Origin of the sequence: Rhizobacter sp. Root404, from assembly GCF_001425865.1 — a bacterium.
GTDB lineage: Bacteria > Pseudomonadota > Gammaproteobacteria > Burkholderiales > Burkholderiaceae_C > LMDS01.
The window spans coordinates 1031482-1046186 of sequence record NZ_LMDS01000004.1; the positions used below are offsets into that span (position 1 = coordinate 1031482).

The 14705-nt window shown below is 62.4% G+C and carries 14 protein-coding genes; all 14 read left to right on the plus strand.

Features of this window, described 5'->3' with window-relative positions:
- The first annotated feature begins 64 nt into the window (after positions 1-64).
- The 14 genes from pseI to ASC76_RS09495 all read left to right on the plus strand — a co-directional run bounded on the left by pseI (position 65) and on the right by ASC76_RS09495 (position 14659).
- Positions 65-1105 carry a pseudaminic acid synthase gene (gene pseI / locus ASC76_RS09430; protein ID WP_235580396.1) on the plus strand — a complete coding sequence of 347 codons (1041 nt, stop codon included), beginning with the start codon at positions 65-67 and terminating at the stop codon, positions 1103-1105.
- The gene (locus ASC76_RS09435) at positions 1102-1815 is read left to right on the plus strand and encodes an FkbM family methyltransferase (protein ID WP_200947120.1); all 714 of its coding nucleotides are present in this window, start codon (positions 1102-1104) and stop codon (positions 1813-1815) included. The genes pseI and ASC76_RS09435 overlap by 4 nt, the downstream gene beginning before the upstream one ends.
- Positions 1812-3467 (plus strand): hypothetical protein, encoded by a 1656-nt coding sequence (locus ASC76_RS25185; RefSeq protein ID WP_157615457.1) that lies wholly within the window; start codon positions 1812-1814, stop codon positions 3465-3467. Before ASC76_RS09435 ends, ASC76_RS25185 begins: the two co-directional genes overlap by 4 nt.
- Positions 3464-4492: a phytanoyl-CoA dioxygenase family protein gene (locus ASC76_RS09445; protein WP_056465045.1), complete on the plus strand. Its 1029-nt coding sequence runs from the start codon at positions 3464-3466 to the stop codon at positions 4490-4492. The genes ASC76_RS25185 and ASC76_RS09445 overlap by 4 nt, the downstream gene beginning before the upstream one ends.
- Positions 4493-4499: 7 nt before the next feature.
- On the plus strand, positions 4500-5528 hold the full coding sequence (locus ASC76_RS09450; protein WP_162247085.1) for a DapH/DapD/GlmU-related protein: 1029 nt from the start codon (positions 4500-4502) through the stop codon (positions 5526-5528).
- Positions 5525-7255, plus strand: a complete 1731-nt coding sequence (locus ASC76_RS09455) for an ABC transporter ATP-binding protein (protein ID WP_056465047.1) — start codon at positions 5525-5527, stop codon at positions 7253-7255. Before ASC76_RS09450 ends, ASC76_RS09455 begins: the two co-directional genes overlap by 4 nt.
- Positions 7252-8163, plus strand: a complete 912-nt coding sequence (locus ASC76_RS09460) for a hypothetical protein (protein WP_056465048.1) — start codon at positions 7252-7254, stop codon at positions 8161-8163. Before ASC76_RS09455 ends, ASC76_RS09460 begins: the two co-directional genes overlap by 4 nt.
- A 65-nt stretch (positions 8164-8228) precedes the next feature.
- The gene (locus ASC76_RS09465; RefSeq protein ID WP_056465049.1) at positions 8229-9224 is read left to right on the plus strand and encodes an NAD-dependent epimerase/dehydratase family protein; all 996 of its coding nucleotides are present in this window, start codon (positions 8229-8231) and stop codon (positions 9222-9224) included.
- Positions 9225-9229: 5 nt separating this feature from the next.
- Positions 9230-10318, plus strand: coding sequence for a DegT/DnrJ/EryC1/StrS aminotransferase family protein (locus ASC76_RS09470; RefSeq protein WP_235580397.1), 1089 nt, complete (start codon positions 9230-9232; stop codon positions 10316-10318).
- Entirely contained in the window at positions 10318-11256 is a 939-nt protein-coding gene (locus tag ASC76_RS09475) for a hypothetical protein (RefSeq protein ID WP_056465051.1), read from the plus strand. The genes ASC76_RS09470 and ASC76_RS09475 overlap by 1 nt, the downstream gene beginning before the upstream one ends.
- Positions 11257-11342: 86 nt before the next feature.
- Positions 11343-12407 (plus strand): EpsG family protein, encoded by a 1065-nt coding sequence (locus ASC76_RS09480; RefSeq protein WP_056465052.1) that lies wholly within the window; start codon positions 11343-11345, stop codon positions 12405-12407.
- The gene (locus tag ASC76_RS09485) at positions 12397-13161 is read left to right on the plus strand and encodes a glycosyltransferase family 2 protein (RefSeq protein WP_082548959.1); all 765 of its coding nucleotides are present in this window, start codon (positions 12397-12399) and stop codon (positions 13159-13161) included. Before ASC76_RS09480 ends, ASC76_RS09485 begins: the two co-directional genes overlap by 11 nt.
- Entirely contained in the window at positions 13158-13919 is a 762-nt protein-coding gene (locus ASC76_RS09490) for a glycosyltransferase family 2 protein (RefSeq protein ID WP_162247086.1), read from the plus strand. Before ASC76_RS09485 ends, ASC76_RS09490 begins: the two co-directional genes overlap by 4 nt.
- Complete coding sequence (locus ASC76_RS09495; RefSeq protein WP_056465055.1) at positions 13916-14659, plus strand: glycosyltransferase family 2 protein; 744 nt, start codon at positions 13916-13918, stop codon at positions 14657-14659. The genes ASC76_RS09490 and ASC76_RS09495 overlap by 4 nt, the downstream gene beginning before the upstream one ends.
- The last annotated feature ends 46 nt before the right edge of the window (positions 14660-14705 follow it).

The window sequence follows — 14705 nt, forward strand, 5'->3', positions numbered from 1 at the left end:
GACAGGATTTGAGCTATGCGGTCGGCACATCGGCCGCAACTCACCGCCCTTGGTCATAGCCGAGATGTCCGGCAACCACAACCAATCGTTAAGCCGCGCACTTGAAATTGTCGAGGCCGCTGCCGCGAGTGGGGCCGGAGGATTGAAGATCCAAACTTACACGCCTGACACGATGACGTTGGACATCGGTGAGGGTGATTTCTTCATTTCCGACAAGAAGAGCCTATGGCAGGGCAAGAGCCTGTATCAACTCTATGGTGAGGCTTACACGCCCTGGGAGTGGCATCGCGCGATATTCGAGCGCGCGCGCTCGCTAGGGTTGATCGCGTTTAGCACCCCGTTCGATGCGAGCTCAGTCGACTTTCTGGAAGCACTAGATGTGCCCTGCTACAAGATTGCCTCATTTGAAAATACAGACCTCGCGCTGATCCGGCGCGTCGCCGCAACCGGCAAGCCGATGATCGTCTCGACTGGAATGGCATCGATAGCGGAACTCGACGAGACTGTAAGCGCCGCGCGCAACGCTGGCTGCCGCGATCTTGTGCTGCTCAAGTGCACAAGCAATTACCCGGCCACGCCAGAGAACACGAACATCCGCACCATTCCTCACCTGCGCGAACTGTTCGGCTGTGAAGTAGGCCTGTCCGACCACACCATGGGAATAGGCGTCGCGGTGGCTAGCGTCGCTTTGGGCGCCACCGTCATTGAAAAGCACTTCACGCTACGCCGCGACGAAGGGGGTGTCGACTCTACATTTTCGCTCGAGCCGGCGGAAATGAAGAGCTTAGTAATCGAAACGGAGCGTGCTTGGCAGGGGCTGGGGCATGTGTTCTACGGAGCCACCGCAGCCGAAGAGTCGTCTAAGGTTTACCGTCGATCGCTCTATATTGCGCAGGACATGCGCGCTGGCGACGTCTTTACGAAGGACAACCTGCGCGCGGTAAGACCAGGCCATGGCCTTGCGCCGAAGCACATTGACCACTTGCTCGGCCGGAAAATCGCCTTTGCCGCCAGGAAAGGCACGCCGATGTCCTGGGATCTGCTGCTGGGCAAACGCACCTCCAATTCGCCAGGCGCTGTCCCGCCAGAGCAGGGGCAGACGTGAGCGAAAAAAGCCTCGGGCGAGTCGCTCGCGCGCTTCTCGCCCGCATGCCGCGCTTGCGCCCGCAACGCTACTTCGCGTTGAACGGGCTCGACCGCCGCTTGGAGAAATACATCGACTACGACGACGGCTACTTCGTCGAGCTCGGCGCCAACGACGGCGTCACGCAATCTAACACGCTGTATTTCGAGCGCTTCCGAGGTTGGAAGGGTGTTTTGATCGAGCCTACGCCGCACAACTTCTTCAAGTGCAAGGCCAACCGATCGACCTTGAATTCTGTCCACTGCGCGGCTTGCGTTTCCTTCGACTACAAGGATCCGTTCGTCCGGATGCTCTACTCGAACTTGATGACGACGACCGGCGATCTCGACTCTGACATTGCGGATGCCACGTCTCATGCGCAAGGCGGTGTCAAGTTCTTGTCGTCGCGAGAGGAGGTAGTCACGTTTGGGGCACTTGCGCGTCCGCTGAACGACATCCTCATACAAGCCGGCGCGCCGGACGTCATCGACTTGCTCTCGCTCGACGTCGAAGGCGTCGAGATCGAGGTACTAAAAGGGGTCGACCATGACCGGTTTAAGTTCAGGCACATCCTCGTCGAATGCAGGGATCTGCCAACCATGCGGGCTTATTTGCAAGGTCAAGGCTATGAGTTGATTGAGAAGATCTCTGAGCACGACTACATCTTCGATGCCATCGGGCTGCCGGCGTGAAGATAATTGTCAAGTTGCGCAACCTGTGCAGCGTACTGTTTCGCAGACTTCCTACAGACCCCAGATCTGCAGCAATACTGCAGCACTTTGGTCAGCCCGCCCGGATCGAAAGGTTGCCGATACCCATCGTTGTCGTGACGATGCAGTGTGTCGAGGATCCGTTTTATCTAGGCCTATTTGCGGTCATCGCACGACACCTGCGTAGAGCGCATGAAGCACGGGGCGGCGTCACAGTGGAACTTGCCGTGCAGCGCTCTTTCAATGCCGGCCTGCAGGGCGGGTGGTCATCCTTCATAGCCTGGACCGCATTGCTCAACCGGGCAATCAGCCGTCAATGGCTCACAGTGTTTGGCGCCGTGTCGTCAAGACTCGCTTATCGGAGCAACTCATTTGACCCTGTAGGAGACGCGGTCGACGCTTGGCGCAGCTGGCACCGATGGCAGGAAGTTCGAGCCAACAAGACTCTTCACAACCTAGTTATCGATGGCACGGAATGTGGCGACTTGGTGGCCGATAGCTATCTTCGTTTTCGCCCCTCCCCACGATTAGATTTTGACGACCCATTCATACTTTATCTACTTTGGCAGGCACATCGCGACGTTCGACGCGCCCGCCGATATTTCACTGAAAGAAGGCCACAGGTCTATCTCACCTCTTACACAACTTATATTCAGCACGGCGTGGGTGTCCGTGTGGCACTGCGGGAAGGTGTGCGTGTTTTGTCTTTCAGCAACTTCCAGGAATTTGGCAAGGTACTTAGTTTGGGTGACACCTTCCACACTCGTAACCCGGTCCACTACAGGCGGGACTTCAAAGCACTACAGGGCCAGTCGCAGCTGCTTTACGAGGCGCAGCGCCAGCTGGAGATCCGCCTGTCGGGTGGCATTGACAACGTGACTTCGTACATGACGGCCTCGGCCTACCGTGCGACGAGTCATGTGGTGCCCGACGTCACGGGCGCCGTTGTGATCTTCCTCCACGATTTCTACGACAGCCCGCACGTCTATGCGGATCTGGTGTTCGACGATTTCTGGTCGTGGATCTGCTTCACGATTGACACTTTACGCGAGGCGTCGATCCCTTTTCTCGTTAAACCCCATCCAAATCAAATTGCTCTGAGCGACCAAGTCATCTCTGAGCTGACGCTCCGCTACCCACAGATACGAATGGTGCCGTCCGGCGTTACTAGCCGACAGTTGGTGGCTGGAGGGATGGCCTGCGCGGTAACAGTTTTCGGCACGATTGCGCACGAAATGGCGTACCTGGGCGTACCGTCGATCGGTTGCGCTCGCCATCCCCACATCTCGTTCGACTTCTGTCGTACTGCGAGGGACCGGGCGAGCTATGCCGAGTTGCTGCGAACGGCGCTGGCGCTGCGGCCCAACGCGGCGGTGCTGCGCGAGCAAGCTCTGCAGTTCTACGTCATGCACAACTTGGCGTTTTCGCCCGACGAGATCGCCCTACGTGACGCGTTCATCGCCGCTTGGCGCGCCTGCCACGACAACCAATTACCTGCGAGCGAGATAGCGAGGGGTTTTGATCGTTTGGCGGCACTGCCTGCATTCAGTGTGTTCATCGATTCGCTGCTCAGCGGCGCGCCAGAACTAGCCAGCGCAACGAGCCGCACATCGATATTGGTGGCCCCGCCATGAGACACATTCGATGGTCTTTGAGGACCCTGCTAAACCTTACGAAGTTCCCCTATGCGCTGCTGCGCTACGCCCGATCGGGGCAAACGGACGAGTGGGCTCACCAAGCCCTCATCCAACTCTTTTGCGCCACCGGTGGCGGCTTCAATGATCTGCTTAGCCGGATGATCCGCCTAAAGTCCACGCCACTAAAAGTCCTGCGAGCGGTCGGTGTTCTCGGAGACCTCAGCGGTGACGCCAAGCGCCGTTCTGCCGACGAATTGCGTGCCCGCGGATTTGCGGTATTTCCGAGCGCACTGCCAGACGACATGTGTGAGCGGCTGATTCAGTTCACCCGCGAAACCCCGGCGCTCGTTCGCCGGATGGATCACGAGGTCATCGGTAATGCACAGCGGGTCGCCATATTCGACTCCGAACGTCCCCTTGCGGTCCGTTATGACTACCCCACGGAAGCGTTGCTCGACAATCCGGATGTCCAGTCTCTGCTCTCAGACCCATCGCTGCTCGCCTTGGCCCAGGAGTATCTGGGGAGTCGTCCACGTGCTGACGTGCTGTCCATGTGGTGGCACACCAGTTTCCACACCCAACCCGACAGCGAGGCGGCGCAGTTCTATCACTTCGACATGGACCGCATCAAGTGGCTCAAGATCTTCGTCTACCTCACGGATGTGGGGCCTGACGACGGCCCGCACTCCTTTATCGAAGGGTCGCATCGCAGCGGCGGGATTCCTGCAGGCATGCTCAGGCGCGGCTACGTTCGCCTTTCGGACGAGGAGGTGATCGCGCACTACGGTTCGGCCCGCCAGATCGAGTTCGCTGCGCCCCGCGGGACGATCATCGTCGAAGACACACGAGGGTTGCACAAGGGCAAGGCAGTGACCGGCCGGCCTCGCCTGGTGCTGCAACTCCAGTTCAGCAACTCCCTGTTCGGGGCGCAGTACGCGAAGGCGACGATGCGTGAAGTCCACGACCCGTCGCTCGCTCAGGTGATCGCCCAGGCGCCGGATATCTATGCCGGCTACCGCTGACACGAGCTTGCACCGCTGGCTGACTACGGCGCGCTGGATGCTGCATGCGCCGCGTCGGCGCTGGCGAAGAGTCGTGCGGCACGGTCTGCTGCCCTTCTTCCATGTGCATCGGCAGGCGGAGATCGAGGGCGATGGTCGACTCGACGTCGCCGCGGGCGTCTGCATCGGCCGCTCCGCCCGCTTGGTGGTTGGAGACGGCCACAGATTGAGCCTGGCCCGCGGTGTCTGGATCGGCGACGATTGCGAGCTGTTCGCTGCGCCGGAAGTCCGGATCGGCAGCCGAACGAGTCTGCAAAGCCGCAGCCAGATACTGGGGCAGGTCTCCATGGGGTCTGGTTGCGTGTGCGCGGCCAACCTCTACGTGTCGTCGGGCTCACACCGCTTCTTCGACGAGCCTCACTTGCCCGTGCGCGTGCAAGATCGCCGTGCTGCCGCGCGACCGAGTTTCGCCAATTCGCGGGCTGTCAGCATCGGAGATGACTGCTGGATCGGTATCAATGTCGTGATCCTGCCCGGCGTGACGATTGGCCGCGGCTGTGTGGTCGGCGCGAATTCGGTGGTGCGCTCCGACGCACCACCCTATTCGGTCATTGGTGGCGCGCCTGCCAGCGTGCTCAAGACGCGTTTGAATTTTGCTCCACCTTCACGAATCGAAGCCCGCGAGGACCTGCACATTCCTTATTTCTACTCGGGGTTTCAACAGCTGGGCGTCAGCGAGGACGCCGACGACACCTGCGCACGCGAACGCGGCGGCTGGGTCGCCGGCGATCGGTTCTGCCTTGCTCTGGATGTTCGGCCGGCCGATGTCGTTGATCTGGAGATCGATGCGACCCACGCGGGGACCATCGAACATGGCGCGCGCATCTTCAAAGTCGCACGCGGTCGCAATCGGCTCTCGATACCGGCGGCGCCGGGCCACTGGAACCTGCTGGAATTCAACTGGTCGTACGGCGGCGGTGACGCGGCGCGCGAAGGCGCACTCGTGGTCCTCTGCGCTGCCGTACGGACACAGCGCACAACCGGAACGACGCCATGAAGACGGCGAGCCTGATCGACGCGCTGCGACGCTTGCCCCGATTCGTTGGCTACGTGATCCGGAACTTCCCGCTCGCGCGCGCGGCGCTGCTGCTGACCTTGGTACTGCTCACGCTCGAGTACGCGGTCTTCAGCCTGATGATCCCGATGTCGAGCGGCGTCACGCTGGGCAACGGTGGCGGCACGGTCCTGCGCTTCTGGTCCACCTTCGCCGCACGGTTGGGCCTTCAACCGATTCAGGCGACCTGGTTGTGGCTGTTCCTGATGCTGTTCGCACTGCGGACGGTGTTGGGGCTGGTGCATGTGCTCCTGACCAACTGGCTCGCGAAACAGGTCCATCGCCACCTGAGCGAGCGCACATTCCACCGGGTGCTGATCGACGAGCCGATGACGCAGATCTACAGACGCTCGATCGGCTACTACATCACACTGGCGGGAGACGACACGTTCCGGGCCGGAACGATCATCAACACAGTCTCTCAGGCATTGGCCACGTTGATGTCGGCGCTGGCTGGATTTGCGCTGCTCTACGTGTTTTCCCCGCTCGCCTTCTGGGCGACGGTGGCATTCCTCGCAGCGTGCGCGGTGCTGGTCGGTTTCGGTTTTCGCGCGCTCGTGCGCATCAACGCACGCTCGATCGCGCTGTCGCGCGAGGCCAGCACCGCCTATGTCGAAGCCCTCAATGGGCTGCGGTCCATCCGGTCGATGGGATCCGAAGTCTTCTTCCTGCGCAGCTACGCAACCCAGATCACGGGCTACGTGCGGCTGCTGTTCGAAATCGATGCGGTCAAGGCTGCCGTCAAGTTCATGCCCGCGGTGCTCGCATTGCTGGCGGGCGTGTGGATCGTCTGGCCGGGCACCGAGCGATCTGGCGCCATCACGGCAAGCTTCTTCGTCGCGCTCACGGTCTTGCTGGTGCGTCTTTTCGTGGCGCTCGGAGCAACGATGAATCTGGTCTCCGTGCTGCTGATGGACGTGCGTGCCGCAACAGATATCGACGAACTGATTGGCGGCGAATCCGCAACACAGGACGACATGCCGACGGCATCGCCGCTGCACGAAATCGAACTGCGACAGGTCGAGTATGGCTACCGTCCCGGACACAAGGTGCTGGACGGCCTGGACTTCACGTTCCGGGCGGGTCGAACGGTCGCGATCGTCGGCCCCTCCGGCTCGGGAAAATCGACGCTGGCGGACCTGCTGCTTGGCTTGATCCGCCCCGACCACGGTCTAGTGCTGGTCGACGGCGTGCCGGGCGGCGCGGCGCTGCTGCGGCGGCAGGTCATCCTGGTCGAGCAGCAGGCGCGCATCTTTTCGACCAGCGTGCGCGAGAACCTGCTGCTCGGCCAAGAACGAAGCGACGAGGTCCTGTGGAATGCCTTGCGTCTGGTCGATCTCGAAGGCCATGTGCGGGCGCTGCCGGGCGGACTGTCCGCCCCGTTCGAATACCAGGGCGCCAACCTGTCCGGCGGACAACGCCAGCGGTTGGGCATAGCGCGCGCGCTCGTGCGCGCACCGCAGGTGCTTATCCTCGACGAAGCGACCGGTGCGCTCGACGGGCGAACGCGCGATCTGGTGGTGGCCAACCTGCGCACGTTCATGCGCGACGGCATCCTGGTTTTCATCACACACGAAGAATCGCTCGCCGCGGCGGCAGACGTTGTTCTGTCGCTCGCAGCCACGGTGCCTCAGACGGACAGCGAACCAGTCCAGCAGGTATCCGCATGAACTCACCTCAACCAGCGCCCATCGCGGCGTTCGCCTTCAACCGCCCCTCGCACTTGGCACGCACGATCGAAGCGCTGAAGGCCTGTCCGGAAGCGCAACGCTCGCACCTGACGCTCTACTGCGACGGGGCGCGCGGTCCACGTGATGAAGAGGCAGTGTCGGCCGTGCGGGGCTATGCCTCGACGATCGACGGATTCGCCTCAGTCACCGTCGATGCGAGTGACACCAACCGCGGACTGGCCGCATCGATCGTGCGCGGGGTGTCGGACCAGTTGAAGCACTCGGATCGCGTCATCGTGCTCGAGGACGATCTGGTCGTTTCGCCGCACTTTCTGCGCTACATGAATGACGGACTCTCACACTATGCCGACGATCCGCGCGTGGCGAGCATTCACGGCTACGTCTACCCCACCGGTTGCGCCTTGCCGGAGACGTTCTTTCTCGAGGGGGCTGACTGCTGGGGCTGGGGAACATGGGCTCGCGCGTGGAGCCACTTCGAAGCAGACGGATCAAAACTCCTGGCCGAACTCGAACGGCGAAAACTGACCCGGCGATTCGATTTCGACGGAAGCTTTCCGTACACGCAGATGCTCAGGGATCAAATTGCGGGACGCAACAACTCCTGGGCGATCCGCTGGCACGCGGCGTGTTACCTGAAGGGGTTTCTGACCCTGTATCCGGCGCGCAGCCTTGTTCGCAACATCGGCCACGATTCCAGCGGTACTCACTGCGGAACGACCGACGTTCTGGACGCTCAAGTCACCGAAGATCCGATCACCGTAAGCTCCATACCTGTAGAACCATCGGCGATCGTCCACCGGGCGTTTGCTCATTTTCTGGCGGGGCAACTGTCGTGGAGGCAGCGGGTACGGATGACCCTGAGCCATGTGCTGAACGCTGCGCGATGAGCCACGACGAGACGCGCCTCGAAGATCGCAACCATAAAACAATCTCACCTCACGAGAGTCCTTCGATGGATCACTTCAACGACGCCCGCGTCCTCATCACCGGCGGCCTCGGCTTCGTCGGCTCGAATCTCGCACGCCGGCTGGTCGAGCTTGGCGCGCAGGTCACCTTGGCCGACAGCCTCATTCCGCTGTACGGCGGCAACCCGCAGAACATCGCAGACATTTCGGACCGCGTGACCGTGAACGTCTGCGACGTGCGCGACCGTTTCGCGATGGAGTACCTGGTCCAGGACACGGACTACCTGTTCAACCTCGCGGGTCAGACGAGCCACCTCGACTCCATGACGGATCCCCAGACCGATCTGGACATCAACGCGTCCGCACAGTTGTCGATCCTGGAAGCCTGTCGCAAGGCCAACCCGCGCGTGCGATTGGTGTTCGCGAGCACCCGCCAGCTCTACGGCCGGCCGGACTACTTGCCGGTCGACGAGAAGCACCCGATCCGGCCGGTTGACGTGAACGGGATCAACAAGCTCGCGGGCGAGGGCTATCACCTGCTCTACAGCAGCGTCTACGGCATCCGCGCCAGCGTGCTTCGCCTCACCAACACCTATGGGCCGGGCATGCGTGTGAAGGATGCGCGCCAGACCTTTCTCGGCATCTGGGTTCGACAGCTGCTCGAGGGCCAGCCGATCAAGGTGTTCGGTGACGGCGAGCAGCTGCGCGATTTCAACTACGTCGACGACTGCGTCACCGCGTTGCTGCTGGCCGCGACCGAGGACGCCGCGATCGGCAAGGTCTACAACCTCGGCAGCGCCGAAGTGGTGTCGCTCAGGCAGCTCGCGTCGATGATGATCGGCCTGGTCGACGGCGGTCGCTTCGAGATCGTCGCGTTTCCGCCCGAGCGCAAGGCGATCGACATCGGTGACTACTACAGCGATTTCGCACTGATCGAGCGCGAACTCGGCTGGGCGCCTCGAGTGACGCTGGCCGCAGGCCTGGCGCGCACGATCGACTACTACCGGCAGCACGCCGCGCATTACTGGGAATCCCCGCCATGATCTTGATGAACGACTTCAAGGCCGAGCCCGCGGCACTGCGTGAGGCCATGGCTGCCGCCGCGGCGCGCGTATTCGCTTCTGGCTGGTACGTCCTTGGCCAGGAGGTGCAAGCCTTCGAGCGGAGTTGGGCTGAACGCTGCGGCACCCGCCACTGCATGGGCGTGGCGAACGGCATGGACGCGATCGAACTCGCGTTGCGAGGACTGGACATCGGCCCCGGCGACGAGGTGATCACGACGCCGATGACCGCCTTTGCGACCGTGCTGGCCATCGTCCGTGCCGGCGCGGTGCCGGTGCTGGCCGACATCGATCCCGACACCGCACTGCTCGATCCCGACAGCGTGCGCCGCTGCCTGTCGTCGCGCACGAAGGCTGTGCTGCTGGTGCATCTGTACGGGCAGGTACGCGATCTGCGGGACTGGGTGGAACTGTGTCGCGCCGCCGGCGTTCAGCTGATCGAAGACTGCGCTCAGGCGCACCTGGCCCGCTGGGATGGGCAGGTGGCCGGAAGCTTCGGCGCGGCCGGTGCGTACAGCTTCTACCCGACCAAGAATCTCGGCGCCATCGGTGACGGCGGGGCCGTGGTGACGCAGTCCGAAGAATTGGCCCAACGCGTCGCGCGCCTGCGCAACTACGGGCAGAGCGAGCGGTACGTGCATCCGGAACTGGGCATGAACAGCAGGCTGGACGAGATCCAGGCCGCCTTGCTGAGTGAGCGGCTGAAGTGGCTGGAGCCGTTCACCGAACGACGTCGCGCCATCGCGGCGCGCTACGACGCAGGCATCGACAATCCGCGCGTGCGCTCGCTCGCGCCGGCTCGGCAACCGCAAGCGCACGTGCACCACCTGTACGTCGTGTGTTGCGAGGCCCGTGCGGAGCTGGCGCGGCACCTCGGCGAGCACGGTATCCAGACCCACATCCATTACCCGGTGCCCGCACACCGGCAGGTGCCGTTCGTCTCGCTGCGCCGCGACCCGCGCGGTCTGCCGCACACGGAGGCGCATGCCGCAGCGTGCCTCTCGCTCCCGTGCCACCCCCAATTGACCGACGATCAGCTGGAAGCGGTCATCGCCGCCATCAACGCGTTTCGGTGATGGAGCATTTCGTCACGCTGTTCGACAGCCTGTTCCTGGCTCAGGGACTGGCGCTGAACGCCTCGCTGGCGCGTCACGCCCCCAGCTATACGTTGTGGATCCTGTGCGTGGACGACGCGGCATTCGACGCGTTGGAGCGTCTGGCGCTGGCCGACGTTCGGCCCTTGCGACTGAGCGCACTGGAGACGCCGGAATTGCTGGCAGTCAAGCCATCGCGCACGCGGGGCGAGTACTGCTGGACGCTGACGCCTTTCGCACCACGCTTCGTGTTCGAAGCCGACTCCACGGTCACGCGCGTGACCTACGTCGACGCCGATCTGTGGTTCCGACGAGATCCGGAACCCCTGTTCGCCGAGTTGGAGGAATCGGGCGCCGCAGTGCTGATGACCGATCATGGGTACGCGCCCGAATACGATCAGTCGGCCACATCGGGTCAGTACTGCGTGCAGTTCATGACGTTCGTTCGTGATGCCGGCGAGCCGGTGCGCCAGTGGTGGGAGGACCGTTGCATCGAGTGGTGCCATGCCCGCTTCGAGGAGGGGAAGTTCGGCGATCAGAAGTACCTCGACGATTGGCCGGTCCGGTTCAAGGGTCTGGTTCACGTGCTGCAAAGACAGGAGCTTGCGCAGGCGCCCTGGAACGCGACGCGATATCCTTACGGCCCGGCCGTCATCTACCACTTCCATGGGCTCCGGATTCTTCCGGACCGCAGGTTCGATGCTGGGCCGATCTACTATCTTCCTCGCCCGGTCGTCACGCATGTCTACGAGCCGTATGTTGCGGAGTTGCGCCAGGCGATCAGGTCCCTGGAGGCGGCAGGCGTCGAGGTGCGCCCGCAAGCGCGCGCGCTGGGCATTGGCGGGGCGCTGCGCAGGATGGCCAGCGGCGTATACAACCAGGTCTGGCGCTTGCACCACTTGAACTCATGGAAGTATTGAAGGGACCCGGTCGCGCCGCGACCACTCGACGCACACGTCCGATCGATCATGACGATCGCGGCCATCACCGCCGTCGGTGCGGCTGAATGTTCCAGTTCGTCGTCGTCTGGGCAGCCGGCCCCTTTCTGTTCGAGAGCAGCCGTCGGTCCCGGTACCGGACCGCCGTTCGCGTGCTTCTCGTCGGGCTCATTGCGGCGGCCTGCGCGTTCCAGCCGATCGATTCCAACTCCGACCGGGAGACCTATCAGGAGATCATCCGGGACATCGCCGCGTCGGATTGGTCCTTCGACGGGCTCATGGAACCGGGCTTCTATCTACTGACCAAGTCGCTCTCGTTCGTTCTCGGCGAGGAGACGCTTCAATTCGCGGTGTACTTCGTCGTGGCGGTGCTCTCCATTTCGCTGAAGCTTCGGCTGTTCAGCAAGATCGGCGGCGCACTGGACTTCTACTTCCTGGTCTTCTTCGCGTACTTCTTTCTGCTCCAGGACGCCACCCAGATTCGAGCAGCAGTAGCGGTGCCGCTGATCTATTTCGCGATCCTGGCCTTCCTGGAACACCGACCCTGGGTCGCCATCGGCTGCGTCGTGTTCGCATCCTTGTTCCATTACTCGGGGCTGCTGGCCCTGCTGATGTTCCCGCTGCTCGACCGGCGTGGTGGCATCAAGTTCGCGCTCATCACGGCATCTCTCGCACTGCTCGGCTTCGTTGCCGTCCTCGACCGGGACATCTACCTCAGCGGCTTTTCGGCCCTGTCGACGGTTGTCGATCTCCAGAAGCTGCAGATCTATCTCGATCTGCTCGACCAGGGCGTCTTCGAGAAAGTCAACTTTCTCAATCGCCTGGCGCCACATCTGGTGATGCTCGTGTCGCTGCTTCTGCTGCATCGAAGGTGGAAGGACGATACGACGATGCAAATCCTGCTGCAGACGTACGTGCTGGGCATCCTGCTGTTCATCGTGCTGTCACCGTTTCCCATCCTGGCCTACCGGATCAGCGACATCTTTCTCTTCTCCGGGGTGTTGCTGGCCGGGCGCTTGTCACTGCACTTGCGCGCAAAGGGACTCTATCGAGGATTCTTGATCCTCTACTCGGCCACGTTCCTGATCTATGCCATCTGGTATTCCGGAATCTTCATCGTCGATGCAAGCTGAAGATCGCCACGCGGCTCCGGTGCAGGGCAGGCCGTTGATCTCGGTTGTGACCGTCGTCTTCAATGACGTTGCGGCCGTCGGGTCCACCATCGAGTCGGTACTGAACCAGACGTTCGAGGACAAGGAGTATCTGGTCGTCGATGGCGCATCAGACGACGGGACCATCGAAATCGTCGCGCAGTACGCCGACCGAATCGACCTGATCATCTCCGAGCGTGATCGGGGAATCTACGATGCCATGAACAAGGCTGTCGCGCGCGCCTCTGGTGAGTACATCCTGTTCATGAACAGTGGCGACATGTTTGCATCTGTCGATGCGTTGTCGGCCGCAGCAGGCTCGCTCCGACGCGGGTCCGAGCAGGTTGTTTTCGGGGCTTGGGTGCGTCGCGAGGCCGAGGGACGAGAGACGCAGTGCCTGCCCTCGCTGAGCGATGGCTTCTTCAATCACCAGGCCATTTTGTACAGCCGATCCATCCATTCCTGGCATGGCGACTATGTGGCCGTACCTGGCCTGAGCACGGCCGACTATCTGTACTTCACAACGCTGCTGGCCAGCGGAACGGTCGAGTCCAAGACGATCGACGCTGTGATCGCATCGATCGACGTCGCGGGCACATCGGCTGGATTGCAGACCTTCAGCCAGAAGCACGCCATCGACTACTTGTGCGGGCGGACGAGCCGGCTGAAGCTGCTTCTCGTACTGCTGTTGCATCCGCTGTACTTCCGACTCAAGCGGCTGGTGCGGAAGTGGTGAACTCCGTTTCGGTCATCATGGCCGTCTACAACGGACAGCGCTTCCTGCGGGAACAGCTCCAGTCCGTGCTCGACCAGCTCCTGCCCGGAGACGAGTTATGGGTCATCGACGACGCATCGACCGACGGGTCTCACGCGTTGCTCGAGCGTGTCGATTCTCCCGCGCTGCGTGTGCATCGAAGTCCTTCGAACCGGGGCGTGATCGCGAGCTTTGAGTGCGGACTGCGACTGGCGACTCACGAGATCGTCTTCCTGTGCGACCAGGACGACATCTGGTTGCCCGGAAAACGCGCGGCGTTTGTCCAGGCCTTCGAACAGGACACAGCCGTGCTCGCCGTGATCTCTGACGCCCAAGTCATCGATGCGAAGGGATCCATGGTGGCGCCTTCGTTCATGGCCACGCGAGGCGGCTTCAGGGGGAGCGTCGCGGCCACCATTTGGCGCAACCGCTATCTCGGCTGTGCGATGGCGCTGCGCCGCTCGCTGCTGGCGGCTGCCTTGCCCATCCCGCGCCGAGCCCCGATGCACGACATGTGGCTCGGCGCGATGGCGCGGATTTTCGGTCGCGTGGTCTACCTGCCGATGCCTTACCTTCAGTACCGTCGCCACGGGGGAAACGTCTCGCCCTCGAGTCGGCAATCAGTGTCCAAGATGCTTCGATGGCGCATCGCGCTGATCCATGCCCTGCTCGCGCGCACGCTGAAGTTCAAGCTCGGTCTGCATGCTCACCACGCGGCGAACGGTACCGGACCGACATGAAGATCAGCATCATCACCGTGGCCTACAACAGCGCCGCGACAATTACCGACACCCTCCGCTCGGTGGCGGAGCAGACCCATGCCGACATTGAACACATTGTGGTCGATGGCTCGTCGCAGGATGCAACGCTGGCCATCGTCCGCGACCAGGGCGCACGCGTCAGCAGGATCGTTTCCGAACGCGACTCGGGCATCTACGACGCGATGAACAAGGGCCTGCGCCTGGCGCGCGGCGAACTGGTCGGCTTTCTCAACGCAGACGACACCTTCGCACATCCCAATGTCGTCGCCTCGATCGCCGCCGCCGCGCTGCGTCATCCGACGGCCGCGGCCATCTACGGTGACCTGGTGTACGTGAAGCAGGACAGACCCGAGCAGGTCTTGAGGCACTGGCGCAGCGGCAAGTTCGACCCTGCCCGGCTGCGCTTCGGATGGATGCCGCCGCATCCGACCTTTTACCTGCGGTCCGACCGCCTGCCGGGGCTGGGCCTGTTCAACGACGCGCTGCGCATCTCGGCCGACTACGACTTCATGCTTCGATGTCTGAGCGCGCCCGGCGCCCAGGCGATCCACATTCCGGACGTTCTGGTCCGGATGCGTGCCGGGGGAGCGAGCAATCGCTCGCTCGCTGCCCTCGTGAACAAGAGCAGCGAAGATCTCCGTGCGTTGCGCCAAAACAAGGTGGGTGGCTGGTTCACGCTGATGTGCAAGAACATTCGCAAGCTGCCGCAGTTTCTTTGAAGCTCGGGGGCACAGGACGGCGGAGCGGCGCTTTCACCCCCCAACC

Coding starts and splice junctions, on each gene's coding strand:
- pseI (WP_235580396.1), top strand. CDS start 65: ATGTCCGGCAACCACAACCAATCGTTAAGCCGCGCACTTGAAATTGTC.
- ASC76_RS09445 (WP_056465045.1), top strand. CDS start 3,464: ATGAGACACATTCGATGGTCTTTGAGGACCCTGCTAAACCTTACGAAG.
- ASC76_RS09455 (WP_056465047.1), top strand. CDS start 5,525: ATGAAGACGGCGAGCCTGATCGACGCGCTGCGACGCTTGCCCCGATTC.
- ASC76_RS09460 (WP_056465048.1), top strand. CDS start 7,252: ATGAACTCACCTCAACCAGCGCCCATCGCGGCGTTCGCCTTCAACCGC.
- ASC76_RS09465 (WP_056465049.1), top strand. CDS start 8,229: ATGGATCACTTCAACGACGCCCGCGTCCTCATCACCGGCGGCCTCGGC.
- ASC76_RS09470 (WP_235580397.1), top strand. CDS start 9,230: ATGAACGACTTCAAGGCCGAGCCCGCGGCACTGCGTGAGGCCATGGCT.
- ASC76_RS09475 (WP_056465051.1), top strand. CDS start 10,318: ATGGAGCATTTCGTCACGCTGTTCGACAGCCTGTTCCTGGCTCAGGGA.
- ASC76_RS09480 (WP_056465052.1), top strand. CDS start 11,343: ATGTTCCAGTTCGTCGTCGTCTGGGCAGCCGGCCCCTTTCTGTTCGAG.
- ASC76_RS09485 (WP_082548959.1), top strand. CDS start 12,397: ATGCAAGCTGAAGATCGCCACGCGGCTCCGGTGCAGGGCAGGCCGTTG.
- ASC76_RS09495 (WP_056465055.1), top strand. CDS start 13,916: ATGAAGATCAGCATCATCACCGTGGCCTACAACAGCGCCGCGACAATT.